This is a genomic window from Nostoc sp. (assembly GCF_036919675.1).
In the GTDB taxonomy this organism is placed as follows: domain Bacteria; phylum Cyanobacteriota; class Cyanobacteriia; order Cyanobacteriales; family Nostocaceae; genus Nostoc.
Map to the genome: position 1 here is coordinate 16,860 of NZ_JBALCP010000084.1, position 26,986 is coordinate 43,845.

Consider the following 26,986-nt stretch of genomic DNA (forward strand, 5'->3'; position numbering starts at 1 on the left):
GCATGACTAACAACACCCTGGAATTCATTCGTCACCTGACAAACCTAAGTATTGAACTAGAGGCCGATGGCGATCGCTTGCGCTGTCATGCACCTGAAGGGGTATTAACTCCAACACTACGTCAGGAAATAGCTGGGCGTAAAACAGAAATTATGCTGTTTTTACAGCAAGCAAAGCAGGTTAAAACCTCTAATCAGTTGCCCATTGAAAAAGTGCCACGGAACGGTGAACTACCGCTATCTTTTGCACAGCAACAACTCTGGCTTTTGCACCAGCTCTCGCCTGACAGTTGTTCTTATAATATGCTATTGATTCTGCGGCTAGATGGGTTGCTCAATATAGTTGCACTCTCAGAGAGCCTGAGTGAACTTGTTCGTCGCCATGAGGTTTTAAGAACCACTTTTCCCTCAGTAGACGGAAAACCCGTCCAGGTAATTGCTCCTCCTACTGCCTTAACTTTGCCCTGCTATGATTTGCAGGGGTTGTCAGCCCAGGAACAAACTGCTCAAATTCGGCAAATAGCGAACTCCATTGCATCCAAGCCCTTCGATCTGGCTGCTGAACCATTATTACAACTGACCCTACTCCAACTGAGCAACCAAGAATATATACTGCTGTTGAAGATGCACCACATCATTTACGATGGCTGGTCTTTGAACATCTTCAACCGTGAGTTATCTCAGCTATATTTGGCTTTCACTCAAGGATTGCCCAACCCACTACCAGAATTACCCATCCAATACGCTGACTTTGCCGTTTGGCAACGTCAATGGTTGACAGGCGAAGTCCTCGATCGACAACTGGCTTACTGGCAAAAACAGTTAGCGGATGCCCCTGTTGTACTAGAACTGCCTACTGATAAACCACGACCCCCAGTCCAGACCTTCCGAGGTGGAGTTGAGCGTTTTCAACTGGATCGTGACCTCACGCAACGCCTTAAGCAACTGAGCCAAGAGTCAAACGCAACGTTGTTTATGACTCTACTGGCAGGTTTTTTAGTCTTGCTCTCTCGTTACAGTGGTCAATTAGATATTGTTATTGGCTCCCCAACCGCTAATCGCAACAACAAGAGCATTCAGGAGCTAATAGGTTTTTTTGTTAATACCCTAGCATTAAGGGGCGATCTCTCTGGCAACCCCAGCTTTGCTGACTTTTTGGCGCAAGTGCGGCAAACCACATTGTCAGCTTATGCCCACCAGGACTTGCCCTTTGAAATGTTGGTAGAAAAGCTCCAGCCAGAACGAGATTTGAGTCGTAATCCCTTAGTACAGGTGATGTTTTCCCTTCATAACACCGCACAGTCTTCTTGGGATTTGCCAGGTTTAACTATTCAGGATATATCCTTACCAATTGATGAAATGGTCAGGTTTGACTTGGAAGTTCACTACTGGGAAGTTTCAGGAGCTTTGGAGGGTATTTGGAGTTATAGTACTGATTTATTTGATGCAACAACAATTGCTCGCATAGCCCAACATTTTCAAACTTTACTCCAAGCAATTGTTGCCAATAAAGAAGCGCGAATTGCAGAATTACCACTGTTGACGATCGCAGAACGCCATCAATTGTTGGTGGAATGTAACAACACTCAAGTAGACTATTCCTCTGATAAGAGTATTAATCAGTTATTTGAGGAGCAAGTAGAGCGTACCCCGGATGCAGTGGCAATTGTGTATGAAAATCAACAACTGACTTATCAGCAGTTGAACAGTCGTGCTAACCAGTTGGCGCATTACTTGTGCTCATTGGGTGTGGGAGCCGATGCGCTGGTCGGTTTGTGTGTAGAACGCTCTTTAGAAATGATTGTAGGATTACTTGGTATTCTCAAGGCAGGTGGAGCTTATGTACCAATTGACCCGGTGTATCCCCAAGATCGTCTTAGTTTCATGTTAGAAGACGCTCAACTTTCGGTGCTGTTAACCCAACAGCAGTTAGTAGAGTCTCTTCCTCAACATCAAGCGCGTATCGTCTGCTTAGACACCGACTGGGAAAAAATTGCTCAAAAGTGCCAGTCAAACCTAGAAAACACCGCAACACCCGATAACCTAGCTTATGTTATCTACACATCAGGTTCCACAGGTAAGCCCAAAGGCGTTTTAGTCAATCACAATAATGTAACTCGTCTGTTTGCAGCAACAAACTCTTGGTATAACTTCAATTCCCAAGATGTATGGACACTGTTCCACTCTTATGCTTTCGACTTTTCCGTTTGGGAAATTTGGGGTGCATTACTGTATGGTGGACGGTTGGTAGTCGTGCCTTATTTAGTGACGCGATCGCCTGAATCCTTCTATAAATTATTGTGTCAAGAAAAAGTCACAATTCTCAATCAAACACCTTCAGCCTTCCGCCAGTTAATTCAAGCTGAACAGGCGATCGCAACTGCTGGCGATTTGAACTTACGCTTAGTAATTTTCGGTGGGGAAGCCTTAGAACTATCGAGTTTGCAACCTTGGTTTGAACGCCACGGCGACCAGATGCCCCAGTTAGTAAATATGTACGGGATCACCGAAACCACCGTACATGTTACTTATCGTCCCTTGAGCAAAGCTGATTTAAATGGTGCGGCAAGTGTGATTGGTCGTCCGATTCCCGACTTACAAGTATATCTGCTAGATGAACATTTACAGCCAGTGCCGATTGGGGTTCCAGGCGAGATGTATGTTGGTGGTGCTGGGGTGGCGCGTGGTTATCTCAATCGTCCCGAATTGACAAAACAACGGTTTATCTCTAACCCGTTTAGCAACAACCCTCAAGTGCAACTATATAAAACAGGGGATAAGGCGCGTTACTTGCCCAATGGCGAGTTAGAGTACTTAGGGCGAATCGACAATCAAGTAAAAATTCGAGGTTTCCGCATCGAGTTGGGAGAAATTGAGGCAGCGCTAACACAACATTTGGCTGTGGGGGAAACTGTAGTAATCGTCCGAGAGGACGAGCCTGACAATAAACGTCTAGTAGCGTATATTGTCCCCGATCAAAACTATGCCTTTCAAATTTCACAACTACTTCATTTTAAAAATAAAAGTCTGCTGAGTAAAGAGTTACTCTATGAGTTGCCGAATGGCATGGTGGTTGCCTATCTGAACAAAAGCGAGACAGAATTCGTCTACAAAGAACTTTGGGAGGAACAGGTTTATTTAAAACACGGCATCACTATCAATGAAGGGGATTGCATCTTTGATGTGGGTGCTAATATCGGTTTGTTCACACTCTTCATGGGTCAAATATATAAAGATGTCTCTATTTACGCATTTGAGCCAATTCCACCTGTTTTTGATCTGCTACGCATAAATGCTGAGAACTATAGCTTAAATGTGAAGCTATTTAATGTTGGTCTTTCCAGCGAAACAAAGAGTGACACCTTTACATATTATCCTCAACTTTCCGTCATTTCGGGGCGTTTTGCTGATGCCGATCAAGAGCGCAAGACGGTCAAATCCTTTTTGCTCAACCAACACAATATTGTAGCAAATAAGACAGAAATATCGAGTCAAGCAATTGATGAATTGTTAGCTGAACGATTACAGAGTCAGCAATTCACTTGCCATTTAAGAACAATTTCTGATGTGATACGTGAGCATGGCGTTGAGAGGATCGATTTGCTAAAAATCGATGTGGAGAAAAGTGAGCAGGATGTGCTGTCTGGCATCCAGCAAGAAGATTGGCAAAAGATCCAGCAGATAGTTGTAGAGGTTCATAACATCAATGGCAGGTTGGAGGAGATTGCAGCCCTGCTAAAAAAACATGGATACGACCTAATTATTGAGCAGGATATTTTACTGGAAGATACTGTACTCTACAATATTTATGCTAGACGACCATCCATAAACCAGTACCTCCTAGAAGAGCTTGGTAGCAGGTTAGTCAGTGATTCTGTAAAACCGACCTGGAACAATGTAAGTTTATTAGTCAGTGAGCTTCGCAGCTTCCTACAAAAGAAGTTACCAGAGTACATGATACCAAGTGCTTTTGTGCTGCTGGAATCCTTACCCTTGACTCCCAACGGCAAAGTAGACCGCCGCGCCCTACCAAAACCAGACTTAAACAGCACACTGCTAGAAAAATATGTAGCCCCGCGCACACCCATTGAGGAAATTTTGGCACAAATTTGGGCGCAAGTCCTCAAAGTAGAGCAAGTTGGCATTTATGATAACTTCTTTGAACTAGGGGGACACTCGTTACTAGCAACTCAACTACTCTCGCGCATCCGCAACATTTTCAAATTAGAACTACCATTGCATAGCTTGTTTGCAGCAGCAACAGTTGCCGAATTTACGCAAGAGATTAAGAAGTTACAGCAACAAAACCTAAAACTGTCCGCACCACCTATCTTACTAAGAGCAAGTGATGCTCAATTACCACTATCATTTGCTCAACAGCGTTTGTGGTTTTTAGACAAGTTACAGCCGAATAGCGCCTTCTACAACGTACCCATAGCTTTGCGTCTAGTCGGAACTCTGGAAGTTGCAGCGCTACAACAAAGCTTACAAGAAATTATTCATCGCCACGAAGCTTTACGGACAAACTTCATCACAGTTGATGGACAAGCAACTCAAGTTATTAGGGAACTCTTAACAGGGAACGGGGAACAGACAATAATATCTGTTGTTGACTTAAACCATTTAGCTACAACCGAACAAGAAGATGCTTTACAGCAATTAGCAAAACAACAAGCTATTCAATCTTTTAACTTGGCAACTGAACCATTAGTTAGGGCGACATTAATCGTATTGTCCCAGACAGAATACGCCTTATTAATGTGTATGCACCACATTGTCTTTGATGGCTGGTCAGTGGGTGTGTTTCTCCAAGAACTAGCAGCGTTGTACAATGCTCATTCTCAAAATCAATCCTTATCGTTGACTCCATTGCCGATTCAGTACGCAGATTTCGCTATTTGGCAAAGAGAGTGGTTGCAAGGAGATGTACTGCAAACGCAGCTTGACTACTGGCAAGAACAACTGGCAAACGCACCAGCTTTGTTATCCCTACCTACAGACCGACCCAGACCAGCTTTGCAGACTTTCGCTGGAGCATATCAACAGTTTGCACTCTCAGTTGAGTTAACTGATAGATTGGTAAAACTGAGCCAGGAGCAAGGTTGTACTCTCTTTATGACGCTGTTGGCAGCTTATAATACCCTGCTTTATCGCTACACAGGGCAAGAAGATATTCTGGTGGGTTCGCCAATTGCTAGTCGCGATCGCTCTGAAATAGAAGGGTTAATTGGCTTTTTTGTCAATACTTTAGTCATGCGTTCTAACTTAGCAGACAACCCCACTTTTAGCGAATTACTCCTTCGTGTTCGAGAAGCAGCGTTATCCGCGTATGCTCATCAGAATTTGCCTTTTGAAATGCTGGTAGAAGCATTGCAGCCAGAACGGAATCTTAGTCATTCCCCTCTGTTTCAGGTAATGTTCGTCCTTCAAAATGTTCCTATTTCTCAATTAGAGTTGACTGGGTTAACTATTAGTCCACTGATGGTAAAAAGTACAACTACCAAGTTTGACCTTACCTTAGTAATGGAGAACACTGCCACTGGGCTGGTGGGAGTATGGGACTACAACACAGATTTGTTTGATGCTAGTACCATTGAGCGCATGACTGGTCATTTTGTCACTTTGCTTGAAGGTATTATTACTAACCCAGAACAGCTAATTTCGGAATTGCCTCTGCTGACACAAACTGAGCAACAGCAGTTACTTGTCGAGTGGAACGATACTCAAGCAGATTATCCACAAGATTTGTGCATCAATCAGTTGTTTGAGGAGTGGGTTGAACGTACTCCAGATGCAGTAGCAGTGGTGTACGAAAATCAACATCTTACATACGGTGAATTAAACTGCCGTGCTAACCAGTTGGCGCACTATCTCAAGTCTTTGGGAGTGGGAGCAGATGTGCTGGTAGGCATTTGTGTAGAACGCTCAATAGAAATGCTGGTGGGACTACTAAGTATTCTCAAGGCAGGTGGAGCATATCTACCACTTGACCCTGAGTATCCTACTGAGCGTTTGCGCTTTATGCTAGAAGATGCTCAAGTTCCAGTTTTGTTGACCCAGCAGCGATTTGTTGATAGATTAGCCCAGCAGAAAGCACATCTTGTCTGTTTAGATACTGACGCTGGGGTGATTTCTCAGTTCAATCAAGACAATCTCATCCTTGAGGTACAAGCAACTAATTTAGCTTATGTAATTTATACTTCTGGTTCTACGGGAACACCAAAAGGTGTGATGATTCCCCATAAAGGATTGCTAAATTTGGTGTTCTGGCATCAACGTACTTTTAAAGTCACTTCATCAGATAGAGCCACTCAGCTAGCAGGAACAGCATTTGACGCTGCGGTATGGGAATTATGGCCTTACCTAACAGCAGGAGCAAGTATCCAATTAGTTAAACCTCAGCTACTTAGTTCGCTAGTGAAGCTACAAGACTGGTTGATTTCAAACAAGATTACTATCAGTTTTCTGCCAACACCATTGGCACAGGAATTATTATCTTTGGAATGGCCAACTGAAGGTTTGGCAATGCGTTCCATGCTGACTGGAGGAGATAAGCTTCATCAGTATCCATCAGATTTAATCCCCTTCCAAGTAGTGAATAATTATGGTCCAACTGAGAATACTGTTGTCACAACTTCTGGGCTAATAGTTGCCGAGGGACAAAATCAGATATCACCGAGCATTGGAAAAGCGATCGCCAATACACAAGTTTACATCTTAGACGCAAATTTACAACCAGTGCCTGTGGGTGTGCCAGGAGAGTTGCACATTGGTGGTGTTGGGTTGGCAAAAGGCTATCTCAACCGTCCAGAACTAACTCAGGAAAGATTTATCAGTAACCCCTTTGATTCTGGTCGCCTCTACAAAACTGGGGATTTAGCACGTTATTTACCGGATGGCAACATTGAATACCTGGGGCGCATTGACAATCAGGTAAAAATTCGGGGCTTCCGCATCGAATTGGCAGAAATAGAAACAGTACTGGGGCAACATGATGATGTGCAGATATGTTGCGTCATCGCTCGTGAAGTAACTCCAGGTAACAAGTGTTTAGTCGCTTATGTAGTGTCACAAAAAGATGTGACACTTACAACAGACAACCTGCGTCAGTTCCTTGCCGATAAACTGCCTGGGTATATGGTGCCAAGTGCTTTTGTGATATTGGAGTCCTTACCCCTGACACCTAACCGTAAAGTAGACCGTCGCGCTCTGCCTAACCCAGATTTGCAACAGGAACTGTCAGATTATGTAATACCAAATACAGAAGCAGAAAAAATCATTGCTAGCATTTGGCAAAAAGCATTAGCAGTAGAAAAGGTAGGGATTTACAATAATTTCTTTGAACTGGGAGGTCATTCATTATTACTAGTAAAAATTAATCAACAATTGCAAGAAAAATTTGGTTTGGAATTGTCAATAGTTGATATGTTTAATTATCCAACTATACATAGCTTAAGCGAATATTTGATTACTAAGACTCGTAAAGAAAGTACAGTCAAGCAAAATAACCATAATCCTCAATCTCATAGTGAAATTAAATTTTTGAGAAATCAACAATTGGAATCTAGACAACAATATCGCTCTCAGAAAAAAAGGTAAAAATGACAATGACTTTGGTGCATAACAATAATGAGTTTAACAATTGCGAAATAGCAATAATTGCTGTTGCAGGGAAATTTCCAGGCGCAAAAGATATCGACTCATTTTGGCAGAATCTACGAGATGGGGTAGAATCTATCTCTTGTTTGACGGATGAAGAATTGATAAATTCTGGCGTTTCCCTAGATTTACTGAGTAATCCTAATTATGTAAAAGCTAGTTCTGTGCTATCAGACATTGAATTGTTTGATACAAATTTCTTTGCTTATAGTGCAAAAGAAGCTGAGTTAATAGATCCACAACAACGCCTATTTTTAGAATTGGCTTGGGAAGCTGTAGAAAAAGCTGGTTATGACCCGCAAACCTACAATGGTTTAATCGGAGTTTATGGTGGTGTAGGGATGAGTGGGTATTTGCTCAATAATCTTTACCCTAATCATCAATTATTAGCAACAATTGACCCTATTCAATTAGTATCTTCCAATGATAAAGATTTTTTACCTACACGAGTTGCATATAAACTCGATTTGACTGGGCCCGCAGTAAATGTGCAAACAGCCTGTTCTACTTCTTTGGTTGCTGTTCATGTGGCTTGTCAAAGTCTTTTAAATGGTGAATGTGACATAGCTTTAGCTGGTGGAGTTACTCTGGGCATTCCCCAAAAAATAGGTTATTTGTATCAAGAGGGAATGATTCTTTCTCCTGATGGACACTGCCGTACTTTTGATGCTAAAGCACAAGGAACAATTCCTGGTAGCGGTGCTGGTATTGTGGTATTGAAAAGATTAAAAGATGCAATAAGCGATCGCGACTACATCCATGCAATTATTAAAGGTTCAGCCATCAATAACGATGGTGCAATGAAGGTGGGCTACACTGCTCCTAGTGTTAGTGGTCAAGCAGCAGTGATTGGCGAAGCTCAAGCTATAGCTGGTGTAGATGCCGAAACAATTTCCTACATTGAAGCTCATGGTACAGCTACACCTTTAGGAGATCCCATTGAAATTGCCGCTTTAACTCAAGCTTTTAGTCAAACTACGGATAAAAAAGGTTTCTGCGCTATTGGTTCGCTCAAAACCAACTTGGGACATTTAGATAGCGCAGCAGGTGTGGCAGGTTTGATTAAAACAGTATTAGCACTGCAAAATAAAATGCTGCCTCCTAGTTTGCACTACCAGACACCTAATCCTAAAATTGATTTTGCCAACAGTCCTTTTCATGTTAATACAACCCTAGCTGAATGGAAAACAAATAACACTCCTCGCCGTGCTGGGGTTAGTTCTTTTGGTATGGGGGGTACTAATGCTCATGTCATTTTAGAGGAAGCACCTGTTTTTAGGCAGGGAGCAGGGGGCAGGGAGCAGGGGAGAAATTATCAATTGTTGGTACTTTCAGCTAAGACTGCTAGTGCGCTTGAGAAGGCAACAGCTAACTTAACCGCACATTTAAAAGAACATCCAGAACTAAACTTGGGCGATGTAGCTTATACCCTCAATAGTGGTCGCCGGGGTTTTAGTTACCGACGGATGTTAGTTTGTCAAGACTTAGAAGATGCTCTTAAAGGTTTAGAGTCAAAACAAGTATTGACCAACTATACAGAGATTACAGAACGCCCTGTTGTTTTTATGTTTCCAGGACAAGGTTCTCAGTATGTCAACATGGCGCGGGAAATTTATGAAACCGAGACAGTATTTAAAGAGCAAGTTGATTATTGCTCAGAAATTCTTAAACCCATACTAGAGCTAAATTTACGTCATATTCTTTATCCTAGTGAAGAAAAGCTTGATGAAGCATTGCAGCAACTTCAACAAACATCTGTTGCTCAACCAGCTATTTTTGTAATTGAGTACGCCCTAGCTAAATTATGGCAGTCTTATGGAATAGAGCCACAAGCTGTGATCGGTCACAGTATTGGCGAATATGTAGCAGCAACTCTAGCAGAAGTCTTTTCTCTAGAAGATGCCTTATCTCTGGTAGCAACACGCGGACAGATGATGCAGCAACTGCCCACTGGGGCAATGCTTTCGATTCCCCTGCCCGCAGACAAAATAAAATCCCTGTTAGGTGAAGAACTTTCTGTTGCTGCGATTAATCAACCTTCACAGTGTGTAGTTTCCGGTTCCATAGCAGCAGTAGAGACATTACAAAATCAGCTTGCTACTCAAGGCATTGAGTGCCGTCGTCTGCATACTTCCCATGCCTTCCATTCGCAAATGATGGAACCAATTTTAGAGGCATTTGCAGAGCGAGTCAAAAAAGTTACTTTAAATCCCCCAAAACTTCCTTATATCTCTAACCTTACTGGTACTTGGATTACAGTCACCCAAGCCACAAATCCTGAATACTACGCTCAACATCTGCGTTCCACCGTGCTGTTCGCTTCTGGTGTAGAGAAATTATTGGCAACACCTGAGCAAGTCTTACTAGAAGTGGGGCCTGGACACACACTAGCTACATTAGTCAAGAGACATCCAGATAAAGCAACTACACAAACAGTTTTAACTTCGGTACGTCATCCTCAAGAAAAGCAATCTGATATTCATGTTCTATTTAACACATTCGGCCAACTCTGGCTGGCTGGAGTCAAAGTAGATTGGTTTGGATTTTATAGTCAGGATGAGTATTATCGTCTTCCCTTACCAACTTATCCCTTTGAACGTCAACGTTATTGGATTGACCCCCCACAAAAAGCAGCTTGGGGAGAATTGCAAACTTTACCTCCAACATCGCAATTGTGGACATCGCTTACACAAGCAGGTCAAAAGCAAGCAAGTGTTAGAAATGCAGAACTCAACGAGTTAACCTATCAACAGAACAGACAATGGTTGGAACGTTTATGTACAGCCTACATTAACTCTGCATTCCAGCAATTAGCAGCTTTTAGCAATCCCAAAGAAAAATATTCTTTGGAGAGTTTGTTGGCGCAATGCCATATTTCTCCTCGTTATCAGCAATTGTTGTCTAGATGGTTACAAATATTGGTTGAGCAACGACAAATACAAGAACATGAGGGATTATTTACTGGGCTAATGCCATGTTCGCAAGATTATATTCATGAACATTTAGAAGAAGTTAGAGCGAGGTTTGCTGCTTCATCTTTACTATATTTAGACTTAGTGCAACGCTGCGGTGAAAATTTAGCTGCTATTGTTGCTGGTGAACAAGAACCATTAGAAATTTTCAATGAACTGATTTACCAAAAAGAAAACAACGGCTCAAATTTAGAAGGGGAAAACAACGGTTCACATCCAGAATCTTCCTTAAATACTTACTACAACTCTATCTTGCGCTCAAGCTTGGAACAGGTGGTCAAGTCATTGCCATCATCGGTTAATCTGAGAATTCTGGAAATCGGTGGGGGCACTGGTTTATCTACGCAAGCATTATTACCTGTGTTGCCGCCCAAACAAACCGACTATACTTTTACTGATATTGGTAGTGGCTTCTTGACTCAAGCTCAAGAAAAGTTTAAGGAATATTCATTTGTTGAATATCGATTACTAGACATAGATAAGTCGCCAACTGAGCAAGGGTTTGAAAAGTATAGCTTTGATGTAATAATAGCTGCTAATGTATTGCACGCAACTCGAAACATAGATCAAACCCTCAACAATGTACGCTCTTTATTAGCTCCTGGTGGTTTCCTCTTAGTGTGGGAAATAACTCAGCCAAAAATTGACTTTGATATTAGTTGGGGTCTGCTGTTAAAACCTCTAAACGATAAAAGACGCAGCCCTGGTCAGCCTTTTATTATCAAAGAGCAGTGGTTTGAAGCACTACGCGCTCAAGATTTTGTTCAAGTTGCAGCTTTTCCTGAAACTGAAGCGATTGAGCATCAAATTATTATGGCTGTTGCTTCTGCATCAGCCGCATTTAGCAAAAAATCTGGGCAAAAAGAGACTGACACCAAGTTAGAGAGTTCATTGCAAATAACGCCGGATCTTGTTCAGTTAGAAAAATTATCTGCACTCCATTCAAGACCCAATTTACCTAATTCTTCTGTAGCTCCTCGTGATGAGATTGAGCAAAAAATTGCCGATATTTGGCAAGAATTATTGGGAATTAAACAGGTAGGAATTTATGACAGCTTTTTTGAGTTAGGAGGAGATTCTTTAATAGCTGTTCAAATTATATCCAGGCTAAAAAATACTTTTTCTATTAAATTAACTGTAGCAAGTTTACTTGAGTCTCCCACAATAGCTGAAATAGCACCAAAGCTAGGAAAGCAACAATTAAGACAAAATACTAAGAGGGGTACAATTGGTAGAGAAAAAATAGAAATATGAGCAAGATGAAATAGGGTTCATATAAATATCTAACCTGACAAAATAAGTTGTGATTAGCACGCACATTCTGCTGAAATCGTTGACAATATAAAGGACATGATTCTATGAATCTCAAGCAATTTATAGTAGAACTCTCTAATCAGGATGTGGAGTTGTGGGTCGAAGGCGTTAGCGGAGCGCCTCTGGAAGAGGTTCGCTTGTGCGTTGATGCTCCAGAAGGAGTATTGACACCAGAAACTCGTGACTTATTAGCTAAAAATAAAGCAGAACTTATTTTGTTACTGCACCAGGAAAATGCAGATACCGATACAGATTTACTCCTGATTAAAACTGAGTGTCCTCAGAACTTACCTCTGTCTTTTGCTCAAGAACAACTTTGGTTAGTAAACCAATTAGAACCAGACAACCCTTCATATAACGAACAAGTATCTCTAAAAGTTCACGGTCATTTGAACACCGTGGCACTAAAGCAAAGCCTTAACAAAATTATCTCTCGTCACGAAGCCTTACGTACCAACTTCCGCACCATCAACGAGCAGCCAGTCCAAGTAATTGCTAACAGCTTAACTTTAAGTATACCAGTAGTAGACTTAGCAGAATTACCTGAAAGTGAAAGAGCGATCGCTTGCCAAAAATTAGCTGCAAAAGAAGCTAATCAACCCTTTGACCTTGCTAATTCTTCGTTAATCCGAGCTTTTGTGATTAAACTTAGAGAAGAAGAACACGTTTTTATACTCACAATACACCACATTGTCTTTGATGGTTGGTCAATGGGTATAATTATGCGGGAATTAGCAGCTATTTACTCAGATATCTGCAATAATTTGTCCCCAGAGCTACCTGAGTTACCAATTCAGTATGCCGACTATGCTATTTGGCAGCGGCAATGGTTGCAATCAGAAGTACTGCAAACCCAGCTTGACTACTGGAAGCAACAACTCAAAAACGCTCCCACCTTACTAGAATTACCCACAGACAGACCAAGACCAGCGATTCAAACTTTCCAGGGCGCAACTCAATATTTAGAAATTTCAAACCAACTGAGTCAAAAGCTTGCCAATTTCAGTAGGCAAGAGGGAGCCACCCTATACATGACGCTGTTAACAGCTTATGTTACTTTACTTTATCGGTATACAGGCTCGGATGATATTGTAGTAGGTACGCCCCTTGCTAAACGCGATCGCACCGAACTTGAAGGATTAATTGGCTTTTTTGTCAATACTTTAGTGCTACGTACCGATTTGTCAGGCAACCCCAGCTTTAAGGAATTACTTAATAGAGTGCGGCAAGTGACACTGGAAGCTTACACTCATCCAGACCTCCCCTTTGAGGAGTTAGTCAAAGCATTGCAGCCACAACGCGACCTCAGTCATACACCACTGTTTCAGGTGATGTTTATCCTCGAAAGTGCGATCGCGTCTGAAGTAGAAATGAGTGGGTTAACTGTCAGTTCATTTGCCGCAGAAAGGACAATTGCCAAGTTCGATTTAACTCTATTTATAAAAAACACTGCTAATGGGTTGGTAGCTGCGTGGCAATACAACACAGATTTGTTTGATGCACCTAGCATTGAGCGAATGGCAGGCCATTTTGTGACCTTGCTAGAAGGTGTTACTGCTAACCCACAGCAGCAAATTTACCAATTGCCCCTGCTGACAGAAGCCGAACAGCGAAAATTACTTGTTGAGTGGAACGATACTCAAACTAAGCATCCTATTGATAAATCTATCCATCAGTTGTTTGAGGCGCAAGTGGAGCGTACACCCGATGCAGTGGCGGTGGAGTTTGGCAATCAACGACTAACCTACGATGAATTAAACTGTCGTGCTAACCAGTTGGCACATTACCTAAAGTCTTTGGGAGTAAAAGCAGATGTGCTAGTTGGGTTGTGTGTCGAGCGTTCCTTAGAAATGGTCGTAGGACTGTTAGGTATTTTGAAAGCGGGTGGTGCTTATGTACCACTCGACCCAAACTATCCTCAAGAGCGTTTGGCTTTCATGTTAGAAGATACTCAAGTTTCAGTGTTGCTAACCCAACATTCTATCCTGGACAGATTGCCCTTAAATCAAGCAAAGCAAGTCTTTTTGGATACTGACTGGCAACTGATTTCCCAGTCGAGTCAGGACAATCTCATCTCTGGCGTACAGACTACTAACTTAGCTTATGTAATTTACACGAGTGGTTCTACAGGCCAACCTAAAGGCGTAGCCCTTAATCAACTTGGCCTTTGCAATCTGATCTTGTGGCAACTTCAAAATAATACAATTTCTACTGGACTAAAAACGCTGCAATTTGCTCCTATCAGCTTTGATGTCTCTTTCCAGGAAATATTCACTACTTGGTTTTCGGGAGGCACATTGCTGTTAATTACAGAGGAATTGCGCCGTGATGCCTTGGCTTTATTAGGTTTTCTCGAAGAAAACGCTGTTGAAAGATTGTTTCTTCCTTTTGTTGCCTTACAGCAATTAGCTGAAGTAGCTGTTGGTGGTGAATTAGTTGTTAGTCATCTACGAGAAATTATTACTGCTGGGGAACAGTTGCAGATTACTCCTGCGATTTCTCAATGGTTGAGCAAACTAGGTAATTGTATTCTGCACAATCATTATGGTCCATCGGAAAGCCATGTAGTTACTACTTTTACACTGACTAATTCAGTTGATACTTGGCCGTTACTTCCTCCCATTGGAAAGCCAATTGCCAATACACAAATTCATATTTTAGATAAATATTTACAGCCTGTACCTATCGGTGTGCCAGGAGAGTTGTACATCGGTGGTGTCGCTTTAGCTAGAGGCTACCTCAACCGTCCAGAGTTAACACAGGAAAAATTTATCTCTAATCCTTTTGAGAAGGCAGAAGGGAATAGGTTATATAAAACTGGGGATTTAGCGCGTTATTTATCAGATAGTAATATTGAATACTTGGGACGCATTGATAACCAAGTAAAAATACGCGGTTTTCGCATTGAGTTGGGGGAAATTGAAGCAGCATTAAGCCAACATAGCCATGTACAAGCCGCTTCTGTCATTCCCCGCGAAGATACCCCTGGTGATAAACGCCTAGTTGCTTACGTGGTAGCACATCAAGACTCTACACCCACAGTTAGCGAACTGCGGCAAGCCTTGAAAGCAAAGTTGCCAGATTACATGGTGCCAAATGCTTTTGTCTTTTTGGATTCCCTGCCAGTGACTCCTAGCGGCAAAGTAGACCGCCGCGCTTTGCCAGCACAAGATTTAAACAACGAAATTACAGACAAATATGTTGCCCCACGTAACCCAATTGAAGAACTGCTAGCACAAATTTGGGCGCAAGTGTTGAAAGTAGAGCAAATAGGTATTCATGATAACTTCTTTGAACTTGGGGGACATTCGCTACTAGCAACGCAACTGGTTTCACGTATCCGCAACATTTTCAAAGTGGAATTACCATTGCGTGAGTTGTTTACCAACGCAACAGTAGCGGAATTGGCGCGATCGCTTGAGCAGTTACAGCAACATGACTTAGAATTGTCTGCACCGCCCATTCTACCAAGAGCCAAGAATACAGATATACCACTGTCTTATGCTCAACAGCGTTTGTGGTTTTTAGACCAGTTTGAACCGAACAGCCCCTCCTACAACATTCCTTTGGCTTTGCGTTTAGTAGGAACTCTCAATCAAACAGCCTTAGAGCAAACCTTACAAGAAATTATTTATCGCCACGAAGCGTTACGGACAAACTTCATTACAGTTGATGGAAAACCAACTCAAGTTATTAGGGAACAGGAAATAGGGAACAGGGAGCAGACAATAATATCAGTTGTTGACTTGAAGCATTTATCTACAAGCGAACAAAAACGTGCTTTACAGCAATTAGCGCAACAAGAAGGCATTCAAACTTTTGACTTGGACAGTGTTGCATTAGTCAGGGCAAAATTACTAGTTCTGAATGAGACAGAATACGCCTTATTAATGTGTATGCACCACATTGTCTCTGATGGTTGGTCAATGGGTGTGTTTCTCCAAGAACTCGCAACGCTGTACAATGCTCATTCTGAAGGTAAATCCCCATCGTTGACCCCACTGCCGATTCAGTACGCAGATTTCGCCATTTGGCAAAGAGAGTGGTTGCAAGGAGATGTACTGCAAACTCAACTCTCTTACTGGCAAGAACAACTAAAAGATGCACCAGCTTTATTGTCCCTACCGACTGACCGACCAAGACCTGCTGTGCAGACTTTTGTTGGCTCACATCAAGAATTTACACTTTCAGTTGAGTTAACTGATAAATTGGTGAAGCTGAGCCAAGAGCAAGGTTGTACCCTCTTTATGACGCTGTTAGCAGCTTATGATACTTTGCTTTATCGCTACACAGGACAAGAAGATATTCTGGTGGGTTCGCCAATTGCAAACCGCGATCGCTTGGAAGTTGAAGGATTAATTGGCTTTTTTGTCAATACCTTAGTTATGCGTAGCGATTTAGCAGGTAATCCAAGCTTTAGTGAATTACTCCTTCGTGTTAGAGAAGTGGCGTTGTCCGCGTATGCTCATCAGGACTTACCTTTTGAAATGCTGGTAGAAGCATTGCAGCCAGAACGGGATCTAGGTCATACACCACTATTCCAAGTGATGTTTGCACTTCAGAATGCGCCTATGTCTCAACTAGAGTTAAATGGGTTAAGTATCAGTTCTTTTCTAATAGAAAGTAAAACAGCCAAGTTTAACTTAAATTTATTAATGCAGAACACTGCTGATGGGCTGGTGGGCGTGTGGGAGTACAATACTGATTTGTTTGATGCCAGCACTATCGAGCGGATGACTGGGCATTTTGTGACATTGCTTGAAGGTATTGTTACTAATCCGCAGCAGCAAATCTCACAATTGCCACTGTTGACGGCAGTAGAAGAAAGACAGTTACTTGTGGAGTGGAACAACACTCAAGTAAACTATCCCATTGATAAGTGTATCCATCAGTTATTTGAGGAGCAAGTTCAGCGCACCCCGGATGCTGTAGCAGTTGTGTTTGAAGATCAACAACTGACCTATCACCAGTTAAACTGTCGTGCTAACCAGTTGGCACACTACCTCAAGTCTTTGGGTGTAGCAGCAGATGTGCTGGTTGGGTTGTGTGTAGAGCGATCGCTAGAAATGATAGTGGGACTACTGGGTATTCTCAAGGCGGGTGGTGCTTACCTGCCACTCGACCCTGAGTATCCTCAAGAACGCTTGAGCTTTATGCTCCAAGATGCTCAAGTTGGCGTGCTGCTAACACAACAGCAACTTCTGGAAAAGTTACCTGGGCATCAAGCGCAGGTTGTATGTTTAGATACTGACTGGCAATTGATTTCTCACTCAAGTCAGGATAATGCAATCCCCGATGTGCAAGCAACTAACTTGGCTTATGTGATTTACACTTCTGGCTCTACAGGCAGACCCAAAGGGGTAATGATCGCACATGGCGCGATCGCCAACCACTGTTGTATTATTCAAGAAGCTTACGCACTTGGAAAGAGCGATCGGGTACTCCAGTTCGCCTCAATCAACTTCGATGCCTCATTAGAACAGATATTTCCCACACTCATAGTTGGCGCGACCTTGGTACTCCGAGGCTCAGATGTATGGACTCCAACAAACTTTCAAAAAATAATTTCTGATTTTGGACTTACTGTTGTTAATCTGCCAACAGTCTATTGGCAACAATTAGCTCAAGAGTGGATCAAAACACAAGTGTTAGATACCAATAACCAACTGAGACTTGTGATTGTTGGTGGAGACGTAATGTTACCCGAATATGTTACCGTTTGGCAAAAAAGCCCAATGTCTTGTGTTCGTCTGGTCAACGCTTATGGTCCCACAGAGACGACTATCACCACAACCCTGTTTGAAATTCTTCCCCAGTTGAGTGAACACGGTAATCTGAGAAAAATGCCTATTGGTCGTCCTCTGCCTAACAGGACTGTATATATTCTAGACAAGTATTTACAGCCTGTTCCCATTGGTGTACCAGGACAATTGTACATTGGTGGTGTGTGCTTGGCAAAAGGCTACCTCAATCGTCCTGAGTTGACACAGGAAAGATTTATCACTAACCCCTTTGGTTCTGGTCGCCTCTACAAAACTGGGGATTTAGTACGCTATTTACGGAATGGTAATATCGAATACCTTGGTCGCATCGATAACCAAGTGAAGATTCGCGGTTTCCGCATCGAACTCGGAGAAATCGAAGCAGTCCTCAACACCCATCCCCAAATTCAACAAGCTGTAGTCATTGTCAGAGAAGATATTCCTGGTAACACTTGTACTGAGCGACTTGTGCCGAGCGGAGCCGAGGTAAGTCGAAGTAAACGCTTAGTTGCTTATGTACTTCCAAGTGATGAATCCCTCACCAGCAACCAACTGCGGCAATTCCTCAAGCAACAGCTACCGGAATATATGGTTCCCACTAGCTTTGTCACTTTAGAGAACCTACCATTAACACCTAACGGCAAAGTAGACCGCAAAGCACTACCAACACCTGATGGGGAAATTAACCGGGAAGATGAATACGTAGCACCACGTACAGCTATAGAACAAACCTTAACCAATATCTGGCAACAACTGTTAGTCAAAGAAAAAGTCAGCATCCACGACAACTTTTTTGAAATTGGTGGTGATTCCATCCTCAGTATTCAAATAGTTTCTCGTGCCAAAAACTCAGGAATACAAATCACTCCCAAGCAAATATTCCAAAATCAAACCATTGCTGAACTTGCTCAGGTTGCTAATACAGTAGCGAGTGTTGAATGTAAACAAGGTATAGTGACTGGAGTAGCACCCCTCACGCCAATTCAACACAGATTCTTTGAGCAAAATAGACCAGAGGCACACCATTATAACCAATCAGTTTTATTGCAAGTTCCAAATTATTTGCAAAGTGAATTAATGGCAATAGCCGTGAAAAATTTACTAAAGTATCACGATGCTTTGCGTTTAAGATTTACATCTGTTGTAGATGAATACAAACAAATAAATCAAGGGTTAGATGATAACATACCATTTGCCGTAGTTGACTTATCATCAACACCTAAAAAAGAACAACCACAAGCCCTAGAAAAAATCGCCACAAAATATCAAGCAAGTTTAAACTTGTCAATAGGGCAAATAATACAAGTAGTAATGTTTAATTTGGGTGATGATAGTGATGCCAGGTTACTAATTATTATTCATCACCTAGTAGTAGATGGTGTAAGTTGGCGAATTTTATTACCAGACATAGAAAGAATTTATCAACAATTAGTTACTCAAAAACCAATTCAACTCAGTCCAAAAACCACAGCATTTATGGATTGGGCAGAGAAGTTAAATAATTATGCCAATTCAGAAATTATCAAACTTGAGTTAGACTATTGGCTGAACCAACCTTGGTCTAAAATAACGTCCCTACCATCAGATTATGCTGAGATTCAAACAGAAAATACAGTAAATAGTACTGCTCGTGTGTCAATAAAATTAAGTCAAGAAGAAACCCAAACTCTCTTGCTATCAGTCAACGAAGCTTACAATACACAAATTAACGATATATTACTAAGTGCATTAGTAGTTTCCATAGCAGAGTGGACAAAAAATTCAACGGTACTAATTGACTTAGAGGGACATGGCAGAGAAGAACTATTTTCAGATGTAGACTTATCACGGACGGTAGGTTGGTTCACTAGTTTATTTCCCGTATTATTGCAACTGCCTTCAATCAACCAGCTAAAAGAAATTATCAAATCAATAAAAGAACAATTACGAGCAATTCCTAATCGTGGAATTGGCTACGGTATATTGCGTTACTTGTGCAAAGATAAGACTGTTAAAGAGCAAATACAGGCAATTGCTGCTTCCGAAATTAGTTTTAACTATCTGGGACAATTTGACCAAGTAGAATCAGAAACTGGTTGGAAATTTGCGCCTGAATCTGCTGGAGCTATCCACAGCTTAAAGCAAACTCGTGACCATCTATTGGATATTAATGCTGTGGTAGTAGCAGGTGAATTACAAATTGATTGGACTTACAATAGTCACGTTCACACCCATGCCACAGTAGAGAAATTAGCACAGAGCTATATAGAAGCGATCGCGTCAATCATAGAACATTGTCAGTTAGCAGAGAATAGAGGATATACACCGAGTGATTTTCCTGAAGCACAGTTGAATCAATTACAACTCGATGAGTTATTAAGTCAGTTTCCAACTAAAAATATTGAATCAATTTATCCACTGTCTCCTTCACAACAGGGAATGTTTTTCGAGACTCTAACTGCTTCTGAGTCAGGGATACATCTTGAACAGTGCATTTTAAACTTGCAAATTGAAGAATTTGACTCATTAGCTTTTGAAAAAGCTTGGCAGCGTCTTAGCGATCGCCACTCAGTTCTCAGAACAGCCTTTATTTGGGAAAATCAAGATGAGCCATTGCAAGTTGTACTCAAGGAAGTAGAAATTTCACTAGAGCAGCAAGATTGGCGTGGACTTTCTCTATCCCAGCAGCAAGAAAAATTAGAAACCTATCTGGGTGCAGACCGACTGCGTGGTTTCGAGATGACTAAACCACCATTAATGCGTTTTGCACTTTTTCAAGTAGACACAAATACCTATCAATTCATCTGGACTTCTCATCACATTCTTACAGATGGTTGGTGCGTGCCTCTGATCTTCAAAGAGGTTTTCGCATCCTACGAGGCATTCAGCAAAGGTCAAGATTTATTACTGCAACCCAGTCATCCCTACAGAAATTATATCGTCTGGCTCAAACAGCAGGATTTATCGCAGGCTGAGGCATTCTGGCGGAACAAACTTCAAGGGTTCAAAAGGCCAACCCCATTAGGAAGAGAAGCTGAATTTGTTAATTTTTCTGACCAGGAAGAACGGTATGGTGAGCAACAAGCCAGCTTGCCAGCTCCGGCAAAAGAAGCTTTACAGTCTTTGGTACGGCAACATCGCTTGAGCTTAAATATTCTAGTTCAAGGCGTTTGGGCTTTGCTGTTGAGTCGCTATAGTGGTCTCGAAGATGTGGTATTCGGCGCGACTTTCTCTGGTCGTCCCCCAGAATTGGTAGGGTCTGAATCCACTTTAGGTCTATTTATTAATACCCTACCGATGCGGCTTTTGGTTTCTCCCCAAGCATCACTTTGGTATTGGCTTAGAGATATCCAAGAGCAAGGCTTTACGCAACGAGATTATGAATACTGTTCTCAAGGACAAATTCACGAATGGAGTGAAGTACCCGGCTCATTACCCCTTTACGAGAGTCTTCTAGTTTTTCAAAGCTATCCAGTCGATTCATCGGTAAAACAATCTGCAAACCATGAGAAGAATCAATCTCAGACTCGTTCTATAGGCGCACAAACGAAATATGCCCTCACTATTTTGGTTAGCCCAACTTCAGAGCTAGATTTTCGCATTATCTATCAGCGATCGCGTTGTGACAATTCGGCTATAACTTTGATTCTGGAGCATTTTCAGGCTTTGTTGAACAGTATTATTGACCTTCCAGAACAGCACCTGGGAAAACTGATTGAAAGAATTTCGGCAGATCAAATTCCGCAAGTTAAACCGCCTCAGAAACTTATTCCAAAAGAAGCGCGGAAGGGCTTTAACGAACCTAGAAATCTCTGTGAATTTCAACTGGTACAAATTTGGGAAGACATTCTGGGCATTCATCCTGTCAGCATACAAGATAACTTCTTTGAACTTGGGGGTCATTCCCTTTTAGCTGTCCGTCTCATGTCCCAGATTCAAAAACACTTCCAGATAAATTTACCTTTAGCTATTTTGTTCCAATATCCCACCATCGAACAACTAGCACATTTTCTGGATTCTTCAACAGATCCTTTACCTTGGTCTGCCCTAGTCCCTATTAAAACTAATGGCAATCAACCACCTCTGTTCTGTATTCATCCTGGTGGGGGAAATGTTCTTTGCTATCATAATCTTGCTTATTATTTGAGTTCAAAACGACCATTCTATGGACTACAATCTTTTGGTTTAAATCCCCAAAATCAGCCTCATACTAGTATTGAACAAATGGCAACTCACTATATCCAAGAGTTACAAACTGTTCAACCTTATGGCCCTTATTTTCTCTCTGGCTGGTCTTTTGGTGGTCTAGTAGCTTTTGAAATGGCTCAACAACTTTCCCAGCAAGGTGAACAGATAGCTTTATTGGCTCTACTAGATACTTCTCCACCTGTTCTCATGATCAAAGAACCAATAGACTATGCTTTTCTATTAGTAGAGTTCTTTAAAGAACATTTAGACCTTTGTTTAGAGGAACTGCGGCAATTTGAACCAGAGGAACAGATAAATTATGTCTTGGAACAAGCCAAACAGAAAAATATTGTTCTAGAAGGTTTTGATTTCGATCTAGCTCCCCTGATTCTGAAAATTTCCCAAATCAACGCTCAAGCCATACAAAATTACAAAGCTCAACATTACTCAGGCTCAATTGTTCTATTTAAAGCTAGTGAAACTGATGCAGACTTTGAATTTGGCTGGAGTGAACTTGTAGAACATATAGAAACTGTTGTAGTTCCTGGTAATCATCTAAGCATGGTGAAAACACCTCATGTCCAGACCCTAGTTCAAAAATTCCAACATTTTATTGAACAAGCACAGAGTAATCAATCAATAGACATCTACTAAAAAACTATGTATGAACGTGCGGCGTTCTACGTTATAAAATAAACACCCTGAACTGGGAGTCAAACTTCAATATGCCAACCCAAGTTGTTCAAGCTAAACTGTCAACTAATGCTTTTTCAGATTTTATTCAATTCTGGAAAGATGTAAAAGCGATCGCAGGCCCTTACTGGTATCCAACAAAGCCAGGGGAAAGAGCATTCTCAGACGTTATTCGTGCTTGGGGAATGCTTATTCTCCTAATATTGCTAATAATCCTCCTTGTAAGTGCAAATACTTTTAATAGTTTTATTCATCGCTATTTAATCGATGTCATTATTCAAGAAAAAGATTATTCTAAATTCACTTATACTATATCAATTTATGCTGTTGGACTTGTATTGATAACGCTTTTAGTAGGATTTTCTAAATTTATTAGGAAACAAATCGCTCTTGATTGGTATCAATGGCTTAATAATCACATTTTAAATAAATATTTACATAAACGGGCTTATTATAAAATCAACTTTCAAGCCAATATTGATAATCCAGATCAACGTTTATCTCAAGAAATTGAACCGATCACCAGCAGTGCCTTAAGTTTTTCAGCTATTTTTCTAGAAAAACTACTAGAAATGATGACTTTTTTAATAATTGTCTGGTTAATTTCTCAACAAGTAGCTATTGCTCTGCTTGTCTATACAATTATAGGCAACTTGATTGCTGTTTATTTAAATCAAGAGTTGACTAAAATTAATCAGGCAGAACTCGAATCTAAAGCTGATTATAGTTATTCTTTAACTCATGTTCGCAATCACGCTGAGTCGATAGCTTTTTTTCAAGGAGAAGAACAGGAACTCAATATAATTGGAAGGCGATTTATTAATCTTATAAAAAATGCTAAAGATAAAGTGAATTGGGAGAGAAATCAGGCAATTTTTAACAGAGGATACCGTGCTGCTATCGAATTTTTCACGCTTTTAGTACTCGCACCTTTATTTATTAGAGGTGATATTGATTTTGGAGAAATTGGACAAGCTACTACAGCTTGCTATTTTTTTGCTGGTGCTGTGGAAGAATTAATAGCTGAATTTGGCATTTCTGGGAGATTTTCCAGTTATGTTCAGCGTTTATCTGAGTTCTCAGATGCGTTAGAAGCTGTGACTAAAGAACTAGAAAATTTCACTACCATTAAAACAATAGAAGAGAATCATTTCGCTTTTGAGCATGTCACCTTACAAACGCCAAACTATGAGCAGGTAATCGTCGAAGACTTGTCACTCGCTGTTCAGCCTGGAGAAGGTTTATTAATTGTAGGGCCAAGTGGTCGAGGTAAGAGTTCTCTATTGAGAGCGATCGCTGGTTTGTGGAATGCGGGAACAGGTCGTCTAGTGCGTCCTCCTCTAAAAGAAGTCTTATTCCTACCCCAGCGTCCTTATATCATTTTGGGTACTTTGCGCGAACAGTTACTTTATCCTAAAACTAATCGTCAAATGACCGACGCAGAACTCAAAGAAGTTTTGCAACAAGTAAACCTGCAAAACTTGTTAAGTCGAGTTGAAGGCTTTGATACTGAAGTTCCTTGGGAGAATATATTGTCTTTGGGAGAGCAACAACGCCTTGCTTTCGCACGCCTGTTAGTTACTCATCCAAGGTTCACCATATTAGATGAAGCAACAAGTGCTTTAGATTTAAAAAATGAAGGAAGTTTATATCAACAGTTACAAGAGACAAAAACAACGTTTATTAGTGTTGGACATCGAGAAAGCCTATTTGAATATCATCAATGGGTTTTGGAACTTTCGCAAGATTCAAGTTGGCAACTAGTAACCGTACAAGATTATCGAAATCAAAAAACAATTACCCATAACTCCCCTGAAAATCCTCACATTACTATAGACAGTGTACCTAATAATGAATACCAAAATCAATCAGAAATATTGACTCAAAAAGCTAAAAATGTAGGACTTTCTCATAAAGAAATGACTGAATTAACCTTCTATTCCATTAAGACGATTAGAAGTAAGGCAAGTAAAGGGGAGTCTATCACTAATAGGGACGGTCTTACTTACCGCTATGACAAAGACTCAAAGGTATTGAAATGGGTGAGAATTTAGTAACATATTTTTAACTAATTGCGCGATGTAATCTTTTACCTCAGCAATTCTCATTTTGAAATAAATAGAGTATTAACCGTATCCCCTCAATACTTCGGGGAAAAAGTTATTCAGTCACCCATGAGCAACCAAAAGGATTGAGAACAGATTTTTCGCGAATAATAGACCCCAAAGATGGAATATTTCCCAGATGAGAAATGCGGTCACGGATATATTCAAAAAAGCTGATTCCTAACTTACGAGTAGTAGCAACAAGAGACATAAAAGTATCCCAAGTCTGAGTCCCCTCAAGAGTTTGAGTTGCATAACTAATATGACGTCGCTGCACCATCGTCCTGGCAGCTAACTCTGCCGGATTATTATGCAAGGGCAATTCAGGATGCTCTAAAACATATAGCAACTCGGAACTTTTTAGGAGCGTTAATCGTTTTCGCTCATCCAATTGTTGATAATCACTTGGAGTATCGAAAAGTTTCCAAAACTCAGACCTAAGTTTGTCTGCTCTTTGCTGACTGGGAGAATGTTTATAAGCAAGTAAGTCTCGATAGTAATCCCAGAAATCATCTAGAAATTTATCAAGAGTTTTTTGGTGACAAGCAACATAAGGAGTTAACTTCTTATAGTGTCGTCCCTCATGCACCCAAAATAAAGCTATACTATCAGTCAGTAACTTGAACTGGGGAGCATCATCACAAACGAGAGTTTGTACCACTGGCCAATCAGTTTGCTGATGATAGAAAGCAATCGCTGCTGCTTCGCTGATGCGAGTCCGTTGTTGAGAACCCAGTTTGGGTAGATATGTATCAAGTAGGGCATTAAACTCTGCCTCACTCAACACGGTTTCTTGAGGTAATAGTTTAAGTGCGTTTTTCCATTTAGCTGGAAGTTGGAAGGTCTCCAGTAAATTATATGTGAGTTGATTGAGAATTAACTCCAATTCTCGTCCGTTTTGCAATACTTTCACTACACTCAATCGGTCTTTATTGGCAGTAGTCGAGTAGATTGTATATAAAGGGTTGCACACTACATTAGTGGTGTAGTTCACCCCACCCACCCGCGCACCTGTTTGGTCTAAGTGTTGCCAAGGACTGCTCTCTAGTCCCGACGCATATACTTCTGTTTTCTCGCTTTCAAAATCAACGTGGTTTTTAATTAGTAGGTTCGATAAATATCCTGCTGATATGGATATCCCAATATCTTCTAAAAACTCTAATAATTTGCCTTGGGTCATGTTACCAAGGCAGCTTTGCGGGGGAAGCTTCCCCCGCAAACGTGCCGCCCCGTAGTACAGACTAATTACTAAGGTTTTGATTCCCGGTCCGAATTCTCCTTCATAACCGCAAGGCAGTTCAGCTAAATAAGTTTTCCCAACTGAGGGTGAGTAGTATTTCTCTTTCCGGAATAGTATGTTATCGGTTGCAAGGGTGATGTCTTGGACGATTACTTCTTGATAACCTTTAAATTCTGCGTCTGCTGGCAGTTTGTCTTGGGGATATTCTAGTATTTCTTCCCGGTCTATTTTTATAGTTTGATTTTTATTGCCCTTGCAGTGCTTTTTTGGGGTTTTTCTTTCTTGCTCTGATGAGTGTTTGTTCTCAAACCCTTTCTTGTTCTTGGCTTTTATGTCTGGCTGACCTTTTTCTCCCTTGAGTCGGTTAAATTCATCTCTTAACCGTTGATTCTCTGACTCTAAGCCTTTTACTTTTGATTGTAATTGCTCTATTAGGTTCAGTAATATCTCTACTATCTGACGCATTGATTCGTCTGCAATCCCTTTTGGCTCGATGGTTTGCAGCAAATCTATTTCTGAAAGGTCACTGGAAATAAGCTTTGGCGTCATGTCTCCTATTTTATGACACTGTGTGTACCTCGCTTCACTTATTTTCCTCTGCTACCCCTACTTATTGAGCCGATACTTAATCGCTTTAACTCATATCTTGCACCTGGAAATATTGATGTCAAAACCACAACTAAGTGTAAGGAGAATTAATCGCTCAATTTCAAGTAAAAGAAGAGACACGACTATTCAAGGGAAAATAGATTCTAAGGCAGTTTGTGCGGCCTGACCCCAATCAGGTGGTGATGGGAACTGAATTTCGAGATAAGTCCAATGAGCAATGAGGTAGGTAGTCAGAGAAAGGATAAGCCAGCGATACATACCAAGCAGAGTACCTTGCCCAAAACGATGTAAGCCAAAGCGATGTTTGGCAGTTTTAAACCAACCTTCTATCTGCCAACGACGCTTACCCCACCACTTAAGAGTAGAAGCTTTAAGTAAGTGGTTACAATTAAATATAAGATAAAGAGAGTCCAAAAATGGGTGCTACAAGATGTCTGCTCGATTGCGAGTTGCATTAACAGATTTG

6 protein-coding genes are annotated in these 26,986 nt (G+C 41.2%); 4 read left to right on the forward strand and 2 right to left on the reverse strand.

The genetic code is table 11. The features are described 5' to 3' along the window. Window positions 1-2 precede the first annotated feature (2 nt). From V7K49_RS18520 to V7K49_RS18535, 4 genes are all read left to right on the forward strand, one after another. Entirely contained in the window at window positions 3-7,598 is a 7,596-nt protein-coding gene (locus V7K49_RS18520; protein WP_335206774.1) for an amino acid adenylation domain-containing protein, read from the forward strand. 8 nt (window positions 7,599-7,606) lie between these two features. After that, window positions 7,607-11,884: a beta-ketoacyl synthase N-terminal-like domain-containing protein gene (locus tag V7K49_RS18525; RefSeq protein ID WP_442948676.1), complete on the forward strand. Its 4,278-nt coding sequence runs from the start codon at window positions 7,607-7,609 to the stop codon at window positions 11,882-11,884. A 104-nt stretch (window positions 11,885-11,988) separates the two neighbouring features. Further along, window positions 11,989-22,527, forward strand: a complete 10,539-nt coding sequence (locus V7K49_RS18530; protein ID WP_335206777.1) for an amino acid adenylation domain-containing protein — start codon at window positions 11,989-11,991, stop codon at window positions 22,525-22,527. 71 nt (window positions 22,528-22,598) lie between these two features. After that, complete coding sequence (locus V7K49_RS18535; RefSeq protein WP_335206779.1) at window positions 22,599-24,620, forward strand: ABC transporter ATP-binding protein/permease; 2,022 nt, start codon at window positions 22,599-22,601, stop codon at window positions 24,618-24,620. A 106-nt stretch (window positions 24,621-24,726) separates the two neighbouring features. On the opposite strand, the gene V7K49_RS18540 is transcribed toward V7K49_RS18535, so the two are convergent. Both V7K49_RS18540 and V7K49_RS18545 read right to left on the reverse strand, forming a co-directional pair. Next, window positions 24,727-26,460, reverse strand: a complete 1,734-nt coding sequence (locus tag V7K49_RS18540; protein WP_335206780.1) for a hypothetical protein — start codon at window positions 26,458-26,460, stop codon at window positions 24,727-24,729. 186 nt (window positions 26,461-26,646) lie between these two features. Beyond that, entirely contained in the window at window positions 26,647-26,934 is a 288-nt protein-coding gene (locus V7K49_RS18545) for a hypothetical protein (protein WP_335206781.1), read from the reverse strand. Between the last annotated feature and the right edge of the window lie 52 nt (window positions 26,935-26,986).